This is a genomic window from Curtobacterium sp. L1-20, from assembly GCF_048755855.1.
In the GTDB taxonomy this organism is placed as follows: domain Bacteria; phylum Actinomycetota; class Actinomycetes; order Actinomycetales; family Microbacteriaceae; genus Curtobacterium.
The window spans coordinates 640,703-658,598 of sequence record NZ_CP151473.1; the positions used below are offsets into that span (position 1 = coordinate 640,703).

The window sequence follows — 17,896 nt, forward strand, 5'->3', positions numbered from 1 at the left end:
CGGGGGTGCATCATGGCCCGGTGGACGCGCGCGACGACCAGCCCACGGCGGACGAGGCGCCGCCCGGCTGGGTGCTGGGCACGCCGACGCGTCCCAGCGAGGTGTGGCTGGTGCCGTCGCTCCTCCTCGCCCTCGCGGTGCTGGTCGTCGCCTTCGGGAGCGGGTACGGCGACCCGCTCGCGGCAGTCGTCGGCTGGATCGCGGGCCCGCTGGTCGCCGTCGGCGCGGTCGCGCTCCTCGTGTCCGGACGGCGTGCGTACGACGAGCAGACCCTCGGGGCATCGTGGCGCGCCCACGTCGTCCGGGTCGTGGTGGGGGTCGGGACCGTCGCCGTCCTCGCCGTCGCCAGCCTCGTCGTCGGCGTGCTGCTCGGCACGGTCCTCGGGCTCCTCATCGGCGTCCCCCAGGCGTTCCGCTACACCAGGGCGGTGCCCCGCCTCGACCGCCTGGTCGTGGGCTGGGCCTGTGCCGCGGTGGCGGTCACCGCGCTCGTCGTCGTCGTGCTGCAGTTCGTCGTCCCCGACCTGCCGAGGGTGCGAGCCGTCACCTGGGGACCCCCGAGTGCGCTGTACGGGGTGATCGCGGGCATCCTCGCGGTGGTCCACTTCCGCCTCGCGCGCTCGTCGCACGGGTGACGGGTCGTCGCGCCGCGCACTCGTCGCGCGGGTGACGGGTCGTCGCGCCGCACGCTCGGAGCGCGGGTCACCGACCGCCTCAGTCGTCGGCGCGACGAACGGTGGCCAGGTGCGACCGGACACGCAGCGGGGACGGCTCCTCGTCCGGCGCCTGCGGGATCGCCCCGAGGCCGAACGACTCGACGACGCCCTCCCCGAAGAGCACGCAGACCGACGACCCGCCGAACTGGAAGTACCCCAGCTCGTCGCCCTTCGACACCCGCGCCCCGGCCTCGACGCCGTCGCCGATGACGCACGACGACACGTCCGACATCCCGACGAACACGACCGCGACCAGGCCGATCGTCGGGTCGTCGGCCTCGATCAGGACGATCGCCCGCGTCGCGACGTGCGCCAGGTACCCCTGGGAGCGCTGCGGCAGCACGGCCGCCTCGCCCTGCGCATCCGCCTCGGAGAAGTACGTCCCCGGTTGCACCCACGCCCTGCGGACGGTGCCCGAGACCGGGCTGTGCCACCGGTGGTACTCGAGGGCGCTCAGGAACGCCTGCCAGACGGTGCCACCGACGAAGGCGTCGACGGACTCGTCGCCCGCCAGCACCTCGTCGAGCGAGTACGGCTCGGCCTTCACCCAGAACTCGTCGCGACGCCGGACGCCGCCGGCGATCCGGTAGGGCGTCGCCTCGCACGGGCTGGCCACGACGGCGTCGTCGTCCGGCGCGGCGACCGGCCGTTCGCCGTCGCGGAAGCGGCGGGTGAAGAAGTCGTTCCACGAGGTGAAGCCCCAGCGCGCGTCGTCGGGGTCGTGCTCGAACTGGTCCATCCCGACGGCCCGTCGTGCTGCGTCGCTCCGCCAGCCGCCGGGCGCGTCCACGATGACGTCGGCGGACTCGGGCGACGACAGGAACGTGCACCAGGCCTGCAGGACCTCGCGGATCGCGTCGTTCACGCGCGGGTCCCGGTAGAACGCGAAGCCCGCCGGCGTCGACTTGGTCCAGTCCAGCACGCCGTCGAGCGGGGTCATGACCATCTGCTCCTCGCCCCACTCGGGCGCGCTCCGGACGACCTCGTCGATCAGCTCGAGGAGTTCCTCGACGCTCTCGAGGTGCCGGTCGGCGTAGTCGCCCGTGCTCGGGACCTGCGCGATCATCTCGTGCGCCTCCATGCGGAGGACCGGGTCGGACTCGATGACGTCGCGGAGCGCGGCGACGGCCGGGTGCAGCACCTGGTCGGGATCGCGGTCGGCGAGGCGCTCGCGGCGACCTCGGAGCCACGCCTCGAGGTGGGCCTGTTCGGCGGGGAGCCACCCGGCGCGGCGGCGGACGTCATGGGATGCACCAGTCACATCCCGGACCGTACCGCCGCCGCCCGGGTCCTGCCCGGGCGTCGGCGGTCGGACCGGGGGACGGCTGCGGTCAGCGCCCGAGGCCGAACCGGGTGAAGACGCCCGGCGAGTACAGCACCGAGTCCGGTTCCAGCTCCGTCAGCGCGAACGGCAGCCCGGCCGCGCCGACCAGGTCGTCCCGCAGCGACACCACCGAGGCGCGGTGCAGCGGCCAGGTCTCGTGCTCGTTCGGCCAGAACCGGGTGCGACCGAGCCGTCGGACGTGCATGCCCCACCGCGCCGTCAGGAACACCTCGAGGTCGGTCGGCTCCGCGGGCTGCTCGTCGAAGCGGACGTCGAGCAGCGACCGCAGGTGCGTCCCGTGCCGCCGCATCGCGTACGCGACGCGGTCCGGCGTGGGACGTCGCTGCTCGGCCACGGCCCACCAGTACGGCAGGCCCGTCGCAGCGCGGGCGCCGAGGGTCGGCGCGAGCTTGCCGGCGTCGAGCGACAGGAACACGACGCCGTGCTGTCCCCGTTCGTCGACCGTGTACACGCGCACGTTCACCTCGATGAAGTCCCCGACCTGCCCGACCGAGACGGGCGGGAACCGCGTGTCGGTGAACCGGAAGCAGATCAGTCCCACCCAGGTGGTCGCGCCGTCGTCGACGCCGTCCGCGCCGAGGGTGTCCGGGCGGGTCCCGGCCGGCAGCAGCGGCGCGACGGCGGACGCGTCCACGCGCCAGTGCGCGAACACGACGTCGCGCCAGGCCTGCTCGATCCACGGGCGTCCGGTCAGGCCCGGGGCGACGGGGTGGAGGCCCGGCTCGGCCCCCGCGGGCGTGGTCGCGCTCACGGGGCGGTCACCCCGGGTTCGATGTGCCCCGCCACGGGCGCGTCGTCCCACCCCTGCTGCGGGGTGTCGCAGGTCCCGCGGAACACGTACTGCGACGGACGCTTCCGCTCGCTCGACGTCCAGTCGATCGCGGGACGACGACGCTCCGGCGGCAGGTACCCGATCCGGTAGACGGCCATCAGCTCGAGCGACTCCGGCACGCGCAGCAGGTCCTCGATCTGCTCCCACGCACCGGGGGTCTCCATCGGGAAGGACACGAACTGGATGCCGAGGCCGAGCTCGGTGGTCGCGAGCCAGATGTTCTCCATCGCGGCACCCATGCTGAACACGGAGTAGAAGCCGGACAGCTCCTCCTTCCGGTACTCGTGGCGGTCGAGCATGACCCCGAGCAGCAGCGGCGAACCGGCGACCAGCTTCCGGTTCTCCTCGCCGAGGCTCTGCGGCACCCGCAGCGTGTTCATGAGGACCTGCCCCCGCTTCGTGAACACCTGCTTCGTGAAGGGCCGGAGCGGTCGCGGCAGCTTGTCGAACAGCATCCCGTCGCGGCGCTCGTCCATCTCGGCCTGTGAGAACCGGAAGTAGGGCTTGTACCGCTCGAAGAAGGTGCCCTCGGCCATCGTGCGGGTCATCGAGCTGCCGCTGATCTCGGCGACGCGGTCGATCGTGGCGCGCTCCTCGACGAGCACGAACCGCCACGGCTGGCTGTTGAGCTGCGAGGGCGCACGGCCGGCGAGCTCCACGAGCAACCGCTGGTGCTCCTCGGAGACGGGGTCGGGCAGGAACGCCCCGTTGGTCGTGCGCCGGCGTCGGATCGCCTCGAAGAGCTCCACTGCTTCCCTCGTGTCTCGTCGTCGCGGTCAGCGCTGCGCGAGCAACGCCCCCAGGTAGGACGGAGCCGCGGCGACCGCGACTCTCCAGTGTGCTCCGGCACGGGGGTTCGTGCGTGGAGCGAGCGCCAGCGGCACGAGGGCCGGGAGCAGGAACAGCGCGGACCGGTCACGCGTCCACGCGGGGGTGCTCGCGGCGACCCCGGTCAGGGTCGCCGTCACGACGAACAGGCCGTGGTGCACGACACGGAGCCTCCGCGTCCGGATCAGTCGCACGGCGACGGCGGTGCCCCACAGGCAGTTCACCAGGTAAGCGCCGGACGCGGCGGTGACCAGGCGACGGGCGGGACGCGACGTCGTGGGCGGCGATCCGCGCCTCCTGGCCGTGTTCCGTCCCATCTGCCGGACGTTACGCGGTCTCTCGACTGACCAGCTTGGAGAGCACGATGGCCGACCGCGTGTGGTCGACCTGCGGTGCGAGGCGGACCTTGTCGAGCGCTTCCTCGAGGGCCGACAGGTCCTTCGACCGCATGTGCACCACGGCGTCGGCGCTCCCCGTGACGGTGCCGGCGTCGATGACCTCGGGCACCGTGTCGAGCAGGGAGCGGAGCTCGTCGGGGGAGACCGTGCCGCGGCAGTAGAGCTCCACCCACGCCTCGGTGCCGCGGTCCTCGACGGCCGGGTCCACCTTGATCGTGAAGCCCTGGATCACACCGTCGGCGACGAGGCGGTCGACGCGACGCTTCACGGCCGAGGCCGAGAGTCCGACCACCGACCCGATGTCGCCGTAGCCGGCGCGGGCGTTCTCCCGGAGCTGGTCCAGGATGCGGTGGTCGAGCGAATCCATCAGCACCATCGTACGCGGACTTGTTGCACGCTCCGCGGGCCGGGCGCACGAAACGTGCGTCACCTGAACAGGTGCCACGCTCCGGTGCACGCGGTGCTGCGCTCGCCGGACCGTTCGTGCCAGACTGCTCAGCGGCGTCGACCTGGTCCGCTACGGCGAGTGAGCCTGCATCTCGCCGGAGCACTTCACCCCGTTCCGTTCACGGTTCCTGGCAGGCTCGGGCCCCGGTCCCTCCAGGAGGACTGATGTCGAACCCCGCACCCGCGACCACCGATGCACCGGCCCGTACCGCCACGAAGCGGACGATCCTCATGTGCAAGCCGGACTTCTACACGGTGAGCTACCGGATCAACCCGTGGATGCACCCGGAGGAGCCGACCGACACGTCGAAGGCCGTCGAGCAGTGGCAGTCCCTCGTCGACGTCTACGAGCAGCTCGGCTTCGACATCTCGTACATCGACCCGATCGACGGCCTGCCGGACATGGTCTACGCGGCCAACGGCGGGTTCGTGCTCGACGGCATCGCGTACGGCGCGAAGTTCCAGTACCCGGAGCGCCAGCCCGAGGGCCCCGCGTACATGGACTGGTTCCGCCAGGCCGGGCTCACCGTGGCCGAGCCCGAGCAGACGAACGAGGGCGAGGGTGACTTCCTGCTGATCGGCGACACGATCTTCGCCGGCACGGGCTTCCGCTCGGACAGCACGTCGCACGACGAGCTCGCGTCGATCTACGGCCGCGAGGTCGTCACGCTCAAGCTCATCAACCCGAGCTTCTACCACCTCGACACCGCCATCGCCGTGCTCGACCCCGAGCCCGCCGCCGACGGCACGAGCAACATCGCCTACCTCGAGAGCGCCTTCGACGAGCCGTCCCTGGCCATCCTGCGCGAACGCTTCCCGGACGCGATCATCGCGACCGAGGAGGACGCCGCGATCCTCGGGCTCAACTCGTACTCCGACGGGTACAACGTCGTGATCGCCTCGCGCGCCACCACGTTCGCGTCGCAGCTGCGGGAGAAGGGCTACAACCCGATCGGCGTCGACCTGTCCGAGCTGCTGCTCGGCGGCGGCGGCGTGAAGTGCTGCACGCTCGACCTGCACCCGGTCGGGACCGGCAACTCGGTCGCGCGCGGCTGATGGCCACCGCGCTCGGCACGAACACGGCCGCGGCGCTCGCCGTCGAGGACCGTGCCCTCGCCCACAACTACAGCCCCCTGCCGGTCGTCATCGCGTCGGCCTCGGGTGCGACCGTCACGGACGTCGACGGCAAGCAGTACCTCGACGGTCTCGCCGCGTACTCCGCGGTGAACTTCGGGCACGGCAACCCCCGTCTGCTCGCGGCCGCCCGCGCACAGCTCGACCGGGTCACGCTGACGTCGCGGGCGTTCGTGAACGACCGGCTCGGGCCGTTCGCCGCTGCGCTCGCGTCGCTCACCGGGACCGAGATGGTGCTGCCGATGAACACCGGCGCCGAGGCCGTCGAGTCCGCGATCAAGGTCGCCCGCGCCTGGGGCTACCGGGTCAAGGGCGTCCCCGCCGACCGGGCCACGATCATCGTCGCGTCCGGGAACTTCCACGGCCGCACGACCACGATCATCTCGTTCTCCGACGACGAGTCGGCGCGGGACGACTTCGGGCCGTACACGCCGGGCTTCCGGACCGTGCCGTACGGCGACGCTGCCGCCCTGCGGGAGGCGATGGACGAGACCGTCGTCGCCGTGCTGCTCGAGCCGATCCAGGGCGAGGGCGGCGTGGTCATCCCGCCGGCGTCGTACCTCCCCGACGTCCGGGCGGTCTGCGACGAGTTCGGTGCGCTGTTCATCGCCGACGAGATCCAGTCCGGCCTCGGCCGCACGGGTCACACCCTCGCGGTGGAGCGCGTCGGCGTACGCCCCGACCTGATCACGCTCGGCAAGGCGCTCGGTGGCGGCATCGTCCCCGTGTCGGCCGTCGTCGGCTCGGCGTCGGTCCTCGGGGTGCTGCGCCCCGGCGAGCACGGCTCCACGTTCGGTGGCAACCCGCTCGCGGCGGCCGTCGGCGCCGAGGTCGTGGCGATGCTCGACGAGGGCACGTTCCAGCAGCGGGCACTCGACGGCGAACCGCTGCTGCGCGGGCTGCTCGACGACCTGCTCGGCAAGGGCGTCGTGTCCCACCGCGTCGCCGGACTCTGGGCGGGCATCGACATCGACCCCGCGCTCGGCACCGGCAAGGCGATCGCGAAGGACCTCGCCGACCGCGGGGTGCTCGTGAAGGACACGCACGGGTCGACCATCCGCTTCGCGCCGCCGCTCGTCGTCACCGACGACCAGGTGCGCGCTGCAATCGGCGCCCTGGGCGAGGTGCTCGCCGCGCGGTAGACGCGACCGCACGACGGACGGGAGGCGCGGGGCCGGCTGGCACCGTCCTCCCTCGCAGGCTCGGTCGGCGCGCCTCGCGCAACGCTTCGCGTCGCCGCTGAGCGAGGCGCGCCAGTCCGTCCGGCGCGTCAGACCGCCCAGCGCTCCGCCAGCTCGTCCATCAACCCGTCGAGCCGCTCGTCGACGACCTGCTCCTCCGGGTGCGCCTCGTACCAGGCGATCACCTCGCGAACCCCGTGCCGGTACGGCGTGCGGGGCCGGTACCAGGGCACGAGCGAGCGCACCTTGCTGTTGTCGAACACCGAGCTGTTCGCCTTGTCGCCGAGCAGCGCGGCGCCCCACTCCGGGTCCACGGCGTTGATGGCGTCCGCCGGCACGTGCACGATCCGCAGGTCGTCGACGCCGGCCGCCGCCGCGATCTCCTCGGCGATCGCGTTCCACGTCGGCGCCTCGTCGCTCGTGATCGTGAAGGCCTCACCGATGGCCTCGGCACGGTCGAGCAGCCCGGTGAACCCGACCGCGAAGTCCCGGCTGTGGGTCAGCGTCCAGAGCGAGCTGCCGTCGCCTGTGATGATGATCGGCTTCCCCGCCCGCATCCGGGCGACTGCGGTCCACCCGCCGGTGAGCGGCAGCTTCGTCTCGTCGTACGTGTGCGACGGTCGGATGATCGTCACCGGGAAGTCCTGCTCGCGGTAGGCCTGCACGAGCAGCTCCTCGCACGCGATCTTGTCGCGCGAGTACTGCCAGTACGGGTTCTTCAGCGGCGTCGACTCCGTGATCGGCAGGTGCGTGGCCGGCGTCTGGTACGCCGAGGCCGAGCTGATGAAGACGTACTGCCGCGTCCGCCCGGCGAAGAACTCGACGTCGGCCTGCACCTGGTCCGGCGTGAAGGCGATCCAGTTGACGACGACGTCGAAGTGGCGGTCGCCGAGCACGTCCGCCAGGGCGGTCCGGTCCGACACGTCGGCCTGGAGGCGCGTCACGCTGTCCGGGATCGGCCTGCCCCCGGTGGTGCCCCGGTTGAGCACGGTCACGTCGAACCCCTGCTCGACGGCTTCGCGGACGCACGAGGCACTGATGACCCCGCTGCCGCCGATGAACAGCACGCTCGGTCCCGACATGGACGCTCCTTCGCTCCCGGCGGTGCACCAGTGCACCGCGCCCATCCGATCCTGCTCCTCAGGGGCTGGGCCGGGTGGCGAGGACCGCGCGGAGCGACGTGGTGTCGGCTGCCCATCCGGCAGCGGCCGGGCTGATCCACCCCAGGAGCTCGATGGCGTAGTCGTGGTCCCGCCGCAGGTCGCGTTCGTGGATCGGTTCGTGGTGGGCAGCGCGGTTGCGGACGAAGTGCAGCTGCTGCATCCGCCGACGCACCTCACGTTGACGGGTGAGCAGGTCGGTAGGACCGGCAGGGAAGGCTCGGTGCAGGGCCGGAGTCCAGAGCGTCGTCAGGTACCGGGACTCGACGAGGTAGCGCCAGAACCCGAACGTCAGCTCGGCGACGACGCGCCCGTGTTCCTCGGGTGGGCGACCGCCTCGGCCGCCCCGTACCCGCGCCTTGCTGAGATCGCTCCGTCCTCGGGTATCCAGCGGCACGACGTCGAACCAGGAACCGGTGGAATGACGATCTGCTGCCCACGTGCGGAGTTCGCAGTCGAACGCGTTCCGGGTGATCACCTCGACCATCCCGGTGAGTTCCATCACCGAAGCAGCGGCACGCATGTTCCACTCGTAGAGGCGAAGTGCTGCTCGTCCGTCGCCTGTGGAGCCTGCGTAGGACCGGAGGCGCTCCGGCGTGAGCAGCACCACGAGCTCGTCTTCCTCCACCACGCGTCCTCCTGGTAGCCTGTTCACGAAGACCCCGGAACGATCACTGGCCACGGCCACATCGCCGGGGTTTCGTCTTGCCCCGGTCATGGCCACTGTCTCCGGCCCCCTGATGTTTCACCGTACAGTGCGAGGCGCCGGGCTGGGGAGGACGCCGCCGCCGGTGGACTACCGTCACGGTTCGGGTCGCACCGACGCGGTCCACGACAGGAGTGACACGCACATGGAGTACCGCTACCTCGGCAACTCGGGCCTCAAGGTCTCCGAGATCACCTACGGCAACTGGCTCACCCACGCCTCCCAGGTCGAGAACGACGCCGCGATCGCCTGCGTCAAGGCCGCGTTGGAGGTCGGCATCTCGACGTTCGACACCGCCGACGTCTACGCGAACACCGGCGCCGAGACCGTCCTCGGTGAGGCGCTCAAGGGGGAGCGGCGCCAGTCCGTCGAGATCGCCACGAAGGTGTTCGGCCCGACCGGCCCGAAGGGGCACAACGACACGGGCCTGAGCCGGAAGCACATCCTCGAGTCGATCGACGGGTCGCTCCAGCGCCTGCAGACCGACTACGTCGACCTGTACCAGGCGCACCGGTTCGACCACGAGACCCCGCTCGAGGAGACGATGCAGGCGTTCGCCGACATCGTCCGCCAGGGCAAGGTCCTCTACGTGGGCGTCTCGGAGTGGACGGCCGAGCAGCTCCGTGCCGGCCACGAGATCGCCGAAGACCTCGGCGTGCAGCTCATCTCGAACCAGCCGCAGTACTCGGCGCTCTGGCGTGTCATCGAGGGCGAGGTCGTCCCCACGTCCGAGGAGCTCGGCATCTCCCAGATCGTCTGGTCGCCGATCGCCCAGGGTGTGCTGACCGGCAAGTACCAGCCCGGCCAGCCGCTGCCCGAGGGTTCGCGCGCCACCGACGACAAGGGCGGCGCGGACATGATCAAGCGGTTCATGCGCGACGAGGTGCTCACGGCCGTGCAGGACCTCAAGCCGATCGCCGACGAGCTCAGCCTCTCGATGGCGCAGCTCGCCGTGGCGTGGGTGCTGCAGAACCAGAACGTCGCCTCGGCGATCATCGGTGCATCGCGTCCGGAGCAGGTCCACGACAACGCGGGTGCGGCGGGCGTGCAGATCCCCGCCGAGCTCATGTCGCGCATCGACGACGCGCTCGGCTCCGTGGTGGAGCGGGACCCGGCGAAGACGAACGACAGCAGCCCGAAGACCCGCGAGGCGTAGCCCACTGCGGATCGAACCACGGATCCGACGTCGAACCAGCCGCGCGGCCTGGTTCGACGTCGGGATCGTGGTTCGATTCCGGTCCGGACGACCGCACGGCCGCGCGACGGCACGAGCCGCTCCGCGCGTGCCGGCAACGCAAAAGAGCCCCTCACTCTCGTGAGGGGCTCTTCACCGTGGCTGGACACGGCATCGATCCGTGGACCTTTCGATTTTCAGTCGAACGCTCTACCAACTGAGCTATCCAGCCGTGGCGACCCTGACGGGACTTGAACCCGCGACCTCCGCCGTGACAGGGCGGCACGCTAACCAACTGCGCTACAGGGCCATGTTGAGTTGTTCTGGTAGTGCTCTGCTTGCTTGCTCACTCTGCGAAGAGTGACCCCAACGGGATTCGAACCCGTGCTGCCGCCGTGAAAGGGCGGTGTCCTAGGCCACTAAACGATAGGGCCGCAAGCGGTGCTTCGCGCTACCGATGGACAAGCATACGGATGCTCCCGGGGTTTCACAAATCGAGGGCCGCCGCCGCGGTACGCCCGGCGTGTCGCGGTGGCGGAGCGCGGCCGCAGGACTTCACTCACCCTGGGCCACCAGGCCCGGATTCGTGCTGTCGATGATCGGATGCGACCATCGTCGTCGGTCCCGTACCCCTCGTGCGAGGGGGTGTGCGGGTGCGACACCTGTTGTTACTGTTGCGCCTGTTGACAGTGTTACGTGCGTGAGCCTTGCCGCGCTGTTACGAAATCGAGATGTATGTCGACCTCACCATCGCTCTCCCTCCGCCCCCGCAGCCGCTTCGTCGCCGCCGCGGTCGCTGTCGCGCTCGCGGCCGGCACGCTGGCGGCCCTGGCGCCGGTGACCGCGGCCAGCGCGGCGTCCTACCCGAGCTGGTCGGACGTCCAGAAGGCCAAGGCCTCGAAGTCCGCGCAGCAGGCGAAGGTCACCGAGATCAAGGCGCTCATCTCCGACCTGTCGACGAAGGCGTCCGCGGCGAAGAAGTCCGCCGAGGCTGCCGGGACCGCCTACCAGACGGCCCAGACGAAGTACGACGACGCGACGCTCAAGCAGCAGAAGCTCCAGGAGCAGGCCGACGACGCCGAGAAGACCGCAGCGGCGTCCGAGGAGCAGGCCGGTCAGCTCGCCGCGCAGCTCGGACGAGCCAGTGCCAACGACGTGACGACGGACATCCTCACGCACCCGTCGAAGTCCGGTGACCTGCTCTACGAGCTCGGCGCGATGTCGAAGCTCAGCGAGCAGGCCGACGGCATCTACTCGCAGGCCAGCCAGGACCGCGGAACGGCTCAGGGCCTCGCCGACCGCGCGGACCTCGCGAAGGACGCCCTCGGCAAGCTCGCCGACGCCGCGCAGCAGAAGATGCAGCAAGCGCAGCAGGCCGCCGACGACGCCCAGACCGCCGTCGACGCGCAGAGCGACAATCAGACCCGGCTCGAGGCGCAGCTGACCCTCCTCACCACGAACGAGGCGAACGTCGAGTCGCGGTACAACAAGGGCGTCCAGGCCGAGAAGGCCCGGCTCGCCGCCCTGGCCGCCGCTGCCGCGAAGGCCGCGGCGACCAGCTCCGGCGGCTCCGGCGGGGGATCGCCGAACGCGTCCGGCTGGGTCCGCCCCGCCGGCGGCTACCAGACGAGCCCGTACGGCTACCGCGTCGACCCCTACACGCACTACCGCGCACTGCACGCCGGCGTCGACCTGGCCCCGGCCTGCTACGCCCCGATCTACGCCGCCCACTCCGGCACGGTGACCTTCGCCGCGAACGGTGGCGGGTACGGCAACGAGGTCGTGCTCGACAACGGCGGCGGCGTGTCCACCGCGTACGGGCACATCGTCGACGGCGGCATCCTCGTGTCGGTCGGCCAGCACGTCAGCGCCGGCCAGCAGATCGCGAAGATCGGGTCGACCGGGTGGTCGACCGGGTGCCACCTCCACTTCGAGACCCGGATCAACGGTTCCGCCGTCGACCCGGTCCCCTTCATGGCTGCGCGGGGGATCTCGGTATGACCGTGTGCGCGCCCGAGAGGCCCTGACCCCCAGATGAAGAAGCCTGCACGTTCCCTCGCCTGCGGCATCGCCACCGTCTCGCTGCTCGGCATCGGGCTGTCGGTGGGGATCGCCGGACCCGCGGGCGCGACCCCGGCCGACGCCCCGTCGTGGGCCGACGTGCAGGCTGCGAAGGCGGACCAGGCAGCGAAGCAGAAGACGGTCGACGAGCTGTCCTCGCGACTGTCGACGCTGCAGGACGGAGCCGACCAGGCCGGGATCGTGGTGCAGCAGGCCGGGCAGACGTACTCCCTCGCGGCGTCGGAGCAGCAGGAGGCGCAGTCCACCCTCGACGACCTCGGCGCGCAGTCGAAGCGGGCGAAGAAGGCCGCGGACGACTCCGCCGGCCAGGTCGCGGCGCTCGTGGTCGAGCTCTCGCGGACCGGCGGCGGCGACCTGTCGACGAGCATGCTCGTGGACGCGTCCGACGCGAAGGACCTGCTCTACCAGGTCGGCACGATGGCGCACCTCTCGGAGCGCTCGGCCACGGTGCTCGCGCAGGCCGAGGCGGACCAGAAGACCGTGGAGTCCCTGGCGGCCCAGAAGCGTCAGGCCACGAAGGCGCTGGCGAAGGCGACGGCGACGACGAAGACCGCCCTCGACGCCGCGAACGACACCGCAGCGAAGGCCCAGGGGGAGCTCACCGCCGCGCAGGACCAGCAGGACGAGGTCCTCGAGCAGCTGGCGTTCCTCAAGGGATCGACCGTCGCCGCCGAGAGCGCGTACTTCACCCAGCAGCGCGCGGCACAGGCCGAGGCGCAGCTCGCCGCGCAGACCACCGCGACGGGTGGGAGCGGGAGCGGCTCGCCGAGCACCGGTGGCGGTTCGTCCTCCGCCCCGAGCGCCGGTGGCGGCTCCACGTCGAGCCAGCCCGCGACGCCCTCGGGCAGCGGCTCGGGTACCGGCACGTCGACGGCACCGCAGCCCGCTGCGCCGCAGCCGGCGGCGCCCCAGCCCGCCGCCCCCCAGCCGGCCGCACCGAAGCCGGCAGCCCCGAAGCCCAGCGCGCCGAAGCCTGCTGCGCCGAAGCCCAGTGCGCCCGCACCGGCACCGAGCACCCCGTCACGGGCCGCAGGAGCGATCGCCTTCGCCCGGGCCCAGATCGGCGACGCGTACGAGTTCGGGGGTGAGGGCCCGAACGCGTGGGACTGCTCCGGCCTCGTGATGGCGGCCTACAGCTCGCAGGGGATCGCCACCGGCGGCCACAACGTCGTCTGGCAGTACAACTACTTCAAGTCGATCGGTCGGCTCGTCCCGATGTCCCAGCGTCAGCCCGGTGACATCCTCTTCTACTCGAACAACGGAGCCGCCTCGGGCGGGTACCACGACTCGATCTACACCGGGAACGGCCGCATGGTCGAGGCCGCGAACGTCCGCGTCGGCGTCGTCGAGCGAGCGATCTGGACGCCGAGCCAGCTCCTGCCGTACGTCGCGCGGCCGAGCGGCTCGCTCTAGCCGAGGCACCGCACCCCGCAACGAACAACGCGCCCCGTCAGGACGGGGCGCGTTGTTCGTTGCGGGGTGCGACACCCGGCGGGCGCGGACACCCGGCGGGCGCGGACGCCCGGGGGCGCGGACGCCGGTGGCTCAGTGCGAGCCGGGCACGTACGCGGCCTGACCGGCCTGCACGATGCGCTCGGCCTCGGCCGCGTCGCCCCAGCCCTCGGCCTTGACCCACTTGTTCGGCTCGAGGTCCTTGTAGCGCTCGAAGAAGTGCGCGATCTCGGCCTTCGTCTGCTCCGGCACGTCCCCGATGTCCTGGATGTGCGCCCAGCGCGGGTCCTTCGCGGGCACGACGAGGACCTTCTCGTCGTTGCCGGCCTCGTCGCTCATCTTGAAGACGCCGACCGGGCGGACCTTCACGCCGACGCCCGGGAACGTCGGGAACTCGAGCAGCAGCAGCGCGTCCACGGGGTCGCCGTCGTCGGCCAGGGTCTTCTCGAAGAAGCCGTAGTCCGTCGGGTACACGAACGACGTGAACAGCACGCGGTCGAGGTAGACGCGACCGGTCTCGTGGTCCACCTCGTACTTGTTGCGGCTGCCCTTGGGGATCTCGACGACGACGTCGTACGCGGCCATGTGTGCTCCTGGTCTGTCGGTTGAACGGAAAGCGCGGCTAACGTTACCGGGTGAACTCTCCGCGTCCCCGGCTGGATCCCGCGGTCGCCGACACCCGGCGCGCGGTCCGGACCCTGCTCGCCCGCGCCGTCGACGAGACGGTGCTGCGTCCGGGTGACCTCGTGCTCGTTGCGCTGAGCGGCGGACCGGACTCGCTCGCGCTCGCGGCCGCCGCCGCGTTCGAGGCGCCCAAGCAGGACCTGCGCGCCGGCGCGGTGGTCGTCGACCACGCGCTCCAGGCGGGGTCCGAGGCGGTGGCGACCCGCGCCTCCCGGCAGGCCGCCGAGCTGGGACTCGCACCGGTGACGGTCCGTCGGGTCGTCGTCGGGTCGGACGGGGGTCCGGAAGCAGCCGCCCGGGAGGCGCGACACGCGTCGATCGCGGAGGTCGCGTCGAGCACGGGGGCGGCCCTCGTCCTGTTCGGGCACACCCTCGACGACCAGGCCGAGTCCGTGCTGCTGGGCCTGGCCCGCGGGAGCGGACCGGACTCGCTGTCCGGCATGGCGCCGCTGACGCGCCGCGACGCGCCACCCGCGTACGGGCGACCGCTGCTCGGCGTGCGCCGGCACACGACCCGGCAGGCGTGCGCGGCGGCCGGCCTGGCGCCGTGGCAGGACCCGCAGAACGACGACCCGGCGTTCGCCCGGGTGCGCGTGCGGAACGACCTCATGCCGGCGCTCGAACGCGCGCTCGGCCCCGGCGTGCCCGAGGCCCTCGCCCGGACGGCCGACCAGCTGCGCGAGGACTCCGCGGCGCTCGACCACTTCGCCGAGGAGATGGCCGAGGACCTCGCCGAGCACTCCGAGGCCGGCATCTCCCTGTCCGTGCGGGAGCTCGCGGCCAACCCGCCGGCACTCCGGCAGCGACTCGTGCGCCTGGCGGTCGAAGGGGAGTTCGGCGTGACGCTCTCGCGCGTGCAGACGCTCGAGGTGTGCCGGCTCGTGACCGACTGGAGCGGGCAGGGGCCGATCGACCTGCCCGGCGTCCGGGCCTCCCGCTCCGGCGACCGTCTCGCGTTCAGCGCCGGACCGGACCGCCCGCGCGGTTAGGCTGGTGTGGTGGAACTCTCCGACGTCCAGGCAGACCTGTCCGAAGTCCTCTTCACCCCTGAGCAGCTCGACGACAAGCTCGCCGAACTCGCCGCGGTGGTCGACGCCGACTACGTGGGACGCGACCCGCTCCTGGTGGGCGTGCTCAAGGGCGCGGTCATGGTCATGGCGGACTTCTCCCGCCACCTGAAGATGCAGGCGCGGATGGACTGGATGGCGGTGTCGTCCTACGGCTCCGGCACGAAGTCGTCCGGCGTCGTGCGGATCCTCAAGGACCTCGACACCGACCTGCACGGGCGGGACGTCCTCATCGTCGAGGACATCATCGACTCCGGCCTGACGCTGTCCTGGCTCAAGCAGAACCTCGAGTCCCGCGGGGCCGCGAGCGTCGAGATCGTCGCACTGCTGCGCAAGCCCGAGGCCGCCAAGGTCGAGGTCGACGTGAAGTACGTGGGCTTCGACATCCCGGACGCCTTCGTGGTGGGCTACGGCCTCGACTACGACGAGCGCTACCGCAACCTGCGCGGCGTCGGCGTGCTCGCCCCGCACGTGTACTCGTAGCGGGTACTGCCTCCCGACGGGCACTGCCTCCTGACGCACCTGGCCCCCGTCCGGGCGACTCGTCGGGGGCTGTGAGTTCGCCCGCAGAGGACATCCATTCTCGGCACAGAATCGCCGCCGTATGCTGACCAGCACGCAACTTCGGCAGAGAAAGGTGTCGGGCGCTCGCCCGGATCACATGGACTTCAAGCGCATCCTCCGCGGGCCGTACATCTACGTGCTCATTGCGATCGTGGGGATCTGGATCGGCTGGGCCGTGATCAGCCAGTCCGGCACACAGCAGATCGACACGCAGAAGGGCCTCGAACAGCTCTCCGACGGCAAGGTCTCGTCCGTGGTGGTGAACTCCACCGAGCAGCGGGTCGACCTCACCCTGAAGGACGGCAACGCGCACGAGCAGTTCTACTACTCGACGCCCCGCGGTGAAGAGGTCATCCAGGCCGTCAACGACGCGAACCTGCCGAAGGGCTACAACGACACCGTCCAGCAGTCGAACTGGTTCCTGTCGCTGCTCGGCATCCTGCTGCCGTTCCTCATCATCGGTGCCCTGTTCTGGTTCCTCCTGTCGAGCGCCCAGGGCGGCGGCTCGAAGGTCATGCAGTTCGGCAAGTCCCGCGCGAAGATGAACAACAAGGAGAACCCGCAGGTCTCCTTCTCGGACGTCGCCGGTTCGGACGAGGCGATCGAGGAGCTCCAGGAGATCAAGGAGTTCCTCAAGGAGCCGGCCAAGTTCCAGGCCGTCGGCGCGAAGATCCCGAAGGGCGTGCTGCTGTACGGCCCTCCCGGCACCGGCAAGACCCTGCTCGCGCGCGCCGTCGCCGGCGAGGCGGGCGTGCCCTTCTACTCGATCTCCGGTTCGGACTTCGTCGAGATGTTCGTCGGTGTCGGCGCGAGCCGCGTCCGTGACCTCTTCGAGCAGGCGAAGCAGAACTCGCCCGCCATCGTCTTCATCGACGAGATCGACGCCGTGGGTCGTCACCGCGGCGCCGGCATTGGTGGCGGCAACGACGAGCGCGAGCAGACCCTGAACCAGCTCCTCGTCGAGATGGACGGCTTCGACGGCAAGACGAACGTCATCCTCATCGCCGCGACGAACCGTCCCGACGTGCTCGATCCGGCGCTCCTGCGCCCGGGCCGCTTCGACCGCCAGATCGGCGTGGACGCGCCGGGCCTGCAGGGTCGCAAGCAGATCCTCGAGGTGCACGCGAAGGGCAAGCCGCTCGCCGCGAGCGTCGACCTCGAGCTCCTCGCCCGCAAGACGCCCGGGTTCACCGGCGCCGACCTGGCCAACGTGCTGAACGAGGCCGCGCTCCTGACGGCCCGTTCGAACGCGCAGCTCATCGACAACCGTGCCCTCGACGAGGCGGTCGACCGCGTGATGGCGGGCCCGCAGCGGCGCACGCGCATCATGTCCGACCAGGAGAAGCTGATCACCGCGTACCACGAGGGCGGCCACGCGCTCGCGGCGGCGGCGATGCGGCACACGGACCCCGTCACGAAGATCACGATCCTCCCGCGCGGCCGCGCCCTCGGCTACACGATGGTGCTCCCGCTCGAGGACAAGTACTCCGTCACGCGGAACGAACTGCTCGACCAGCTCACCTACGCCATGGGCGGCCGCGTCGCCGAGGAGATCGTGTTCCACGACCCCACCACGGGTGCGTCGAACGACATCGAGAAGGCGACGGGCACCGCGCGCAAGATGGTGACCGAGTACGGCATGAGCCGTGCCGTGGGCTCCGTGAAGCTCGGGTCCGGTTCCAGCGAGCCGTTCGTCGGCCGTGACATGAGCGGCGGCACGGGCCGCGACTACTCGGAGAACATCGCCGAGACGGTCGACGCCGAGACCCGTGCACTGCTCGAGGCCGCGCACGACGAGGCCTACCAGGTGCTCAACGACAACCGCGACATCCTCGACCGCCTGGCCGGCGAGCTCCTCGAGAAGGAGACGCTCGACGCACCGGAACTCGTGGAGATCTTCAAGGACGTCCGCAAGCTGCCGGAGCGCCCGCAGTGGCTGTCGAGCGACAAGCGTCCGGTCAGCGACCTGCCCGCGATCGGGGTCCCCGGCAAGGCGGCCTCCACCGCGGCCGAGCCGTCCGACACCGGGTCGTCGAAGCCCCGTCGCCGACCCTTCGGCAACCCGGGTATCGCCCCCGCGTAGGCCGGCATGACCGACCTGCCGACGAGACGGTCGCGTCGGCTCG

The 17,896-nt window shown here is 71.1% G+C and carries 17 protein-coding genes and 3 tRNA genes; 9 read left to right on the forward strand and 11 right to left on the reverse strand.

Features of this window, described 5'->3' with window-relative positions:
• The first annotated feature begins 20 nt into the window (after positions 1–20).
• A complete protein-coding gene (locus AAEP86_RS04550; protein ID WP_420369351.1) occupies positions 21–635 on the forward strand; it encodes a hypothetical protein in 615 nt (204 codons plus the stop codon).
• Positions 636–714: 79 nt separating this feature from the next.
• Here AAEP86_RS04550 and AAEP86_RS04555 read toward each other — a convergent pair whose 3' ends face one another.
• From AAEP86_RS04555 to AAEP86_RS04575, 5 genes are all read right to left on the reverse strand, one after another.
• Positions 715–1,977, reverse strand: coding sequence for a phophatidylserine decarboxylase associated domain-containing protein (locus tag AAEP86_RS04555; RefSeq protein ID WP_420369352.1), 1,263 nt, complete (start codon positions 1,975–1,977; stop codon positions 715–717).
• Between the two features lie 70 nt (positions 1,978–2,047).
• Positions 2,048–2,812 carry a YqjF family protein gene (locus tag AAEP86_RS04560; RefSeq protein ID WP_420369353.1) on the reverse strand — a complete coding sequence of 255 codons (765 nt, stop codon included), beginning with the start codon at positions 2,810–2,812 and terminating at the stop codon, positions 2,048–2,050.
• Positions 2,809–3,642 carry a nitroreductase family protein gene (locus AAEP86_RS04565; protein WP_420369354.1) on the reverse strand — a complete coding sequence of 278 codons (834 nt, stop codon included), beginning with the start codon at positions 3,640–3,642 and terminating at the stop codon, positions 2,809–2,811. The genes AAEP86_RS04560 and AAEP86_RS04565 overlap by 4 nt, the downstream gene beginning before the upstream one ends.
• A gap of 27 nt (positions 3,643–3,669) precedes the next feature.
• Complete coding sequence (locus tag AAEP86_RS04570; protein ID WP_420369355.1) at positions 3,670–4,038, reverse strand: hypothetical protein; 369 nt, start codon at positions 4,036–4,038, stop codon at positions 3,670–3,672.
• A 10-nt stretch (positions 4,039–4,048) separates the two neighbouring features.
• Complete coding sequence (locus tag AAEP86_RS04575) at positions 4,049–4,486, reverse strand: Lrp/AsnC family transcriptional regulator (RefSeq protein ID WP_111114081.1); 438 nt, start codon at positions 4,484–4,486, stop codon at positions 4,049–4,051.
• 245 nt (positions 4,487–4,731) lie between these two features.
• Here AAEP86_RS04575 and ddaH point away from each other — a divergent pair, with 245 nt between their 5' ends.
• Both ddaH and rocD read left to right on the forward strand, forming a co-directional pair.
• Complete coding sequence (gene ddaH / locus AAEP86_RS04580; protein WP_420369356.1) at positions 4,732–5,622, forward strand: dimethylargininase; 891 nt, start codon at positions 4,732–4,734, stop codon at positions 5,620–5,622.
• Positions 5,622–6,842, forward strand: coding sequence for an ornithine--oxo-acid transaminase (gene rocD, locus AAEP86_RS04585; RefSeq protein ID WP_420369357.1), 1,221 nt, complete (start codon positions 5,622–5,624; stop codon positions 6,840–6,842). Before ddaH ends, rocD begins: the two co-directional genes overlap by 1 nt.
• A gap of 128 nt (positions 6,843–6,970) precedes the next feature.
• Here rocD and AAEP86_RS04590 read toward each other — a convergent pair whose 3' ends face one another.
• Together AAEP86_RS04590 and AAEP86_RS04595 are read right to left on the reverse strand one after the other, a co-directional pair.
• On the reverse strand, positions 6,971–7,963 hold the full coding sequence (locus AAEP86_RS04590) for an NAD-dependent epimerase/dehydratase family protein (RefSeq protein WP_420369358.1): 993 nt from the start codon (positions 7,961–7,963) through the stop codon (positions 6,971–6,973).
• 58 nt (positions 7,964–8,021) lie between these two features.
• Positions 8,022–8,672, reverse strand: coding sequence for a hypothetical protein (locus AAEP86_RS04595; RefSeq protein ID WP_420369359.1), 651 nt, complete (start codon positions 8,670–8,672; stop codon positions 8,022–8,024).
• A gap of 220 nt (positions 8,673–8,892) precedes the next feature.
• Between AAEP86_RS04595 and AAEP86_RS04600 the strand changes: the two genes are divergently transcribed.
• Positions 8,893–9,903: an aldo/keto reductase family protein gene (locus AAEP86_RS04600; protein ID WP_420369360.1), complete on the forward strand. Its 1,011-nt coding sequence runs from the start codon at positions 8,893–8,895 to the stop codon at positions 9,901–9,903.
• 177 nt (positions 9,904–10,080) lie between these two features.
• Here AAEP86_RS04600 and AAEP86_RS04605 read toward each other — a convergent pair.
• The 3 genes from AAEP86_RS04605 to AAEP86_RS04615 all read right to left on the reverse strand — a co-directional run bounded on the left by AAEP86_RS04605 (position 10,081) and on the right by AAEP86_RS04615 (position 10,355).
• Positions 10,081–10,153, reverse strand: a tRNA-Phe gene (locus AAEP86_RS04605).
• 1 nt (position 10,154) lies between these two features.
• Positions 10,155–10,231, reverse strand: a tRNA-Asp gene (locus AAEP86_RS04610).
• Between the two features lie 51 nt (positions 10,232–10,282).
• Positions 10,283–10,355 (reverse strand) — tRNA-Glu (locus AAEP86_RS04615).
• 301 nt (positions 10,356–10,656) lie between these two features.
• On the opposite strand from AAEP86_RS04615, the gene AAEP86_RS04620 reads away from it, so the two are divergent.
• Both AAEP86_RS04620 and AAEP86_RS04625 read left to right on the forward strand, forming a co-directional pair.
• Positions 10,657–11,922, forward strand: coding sequence for a M23 family metallopeptidase (locus AAEP86_RS04620; RefSeq protein ID WP_420369361.1), 1,266 nt, complete (start codon positions 10,657–10,659; stop codon positions 11,920–11,922).
• Positions 11,923–11,955: 33 nt separating this feature from the next.
• Positions 11,956–13,416 carry an NlpC/P60 family protein gene (locus tag AAEP86_RS04625; RefSeq protein ID WP_420369362.1) on the forward strand — a complete coding sequence of 487 codons (1,461 nt, stop codon included), beginning with the start codon at positions 11,956–11,958 and terminating at the stop codon, positions 13,414–13,416.
• A gap of 132 nt (positions 13,417–13,548) precedes the next feature.
• Here the strand turns inward: AAEP86_RS04625 and AAEP86_RS04630 are convergent, their stop codons facing one another.
• Complete coding sequence (locus AAEP86_RS04630; protein WP_420369363.1) at positions 13,549–14,040, reverse strand: inorganic diphosphatase; 492 nt, start codon at positions 14,038–14,040, stop codon at positions 13,549–13,551.
• Between the two features lie 50 nt (positions 14,041–14,090).
• On the opposite strand from AAEP86_RS04630, the gene tilS reads away from it, so the two are divergent.
• From tilS to ftsH, 3 genes are all read left to right on the forward strand, one after another.
• Positions 14,091–15,128 carry a tRNA lysidine(34) synthetase TilS gene (gene tilS, locus AAEP86_RS04635; RefSeq protein ID WP_420369364.1) on the forward strand — a complete coding sequence of 346 codons (1,038 nt, stop codon included), beginning with the start codon at positions 14,091–14,093 and terminating at the stop codon, positions 15,126–15,128.
• A 9-nt stretch (positions 15,129–15,137) separates the two neighbouring features.
• Positions 15,138–15,689: a hypoxanthine phosphoribosyltransferase gene (gene hpt, locus AAEP86_RS04640; RefSeq protein WP_420369365.1), complete on the forward strand. Its 552-nt coding sequence runs from the start codon at positions 15,138–15,140 to the stop codon at positions 15,687–15,689.
• Positions 15,690–15,867: 178 nt separating this feature from the next.
• Positions 15,868–17,853: an ATP-dependent zinc metalloprotease FtsH gene (gene ftsH, locus AAEP86_RS04645; protein WP_420369366.1), complete on the forward strand. Its 1,986-nt coding sequence runs from the start codon at positions 15,868–15,870 to the stop codon at positions 17,851–17,853.
• Positions 17,854–17,896: the final 43 nt, after the last annotated feature.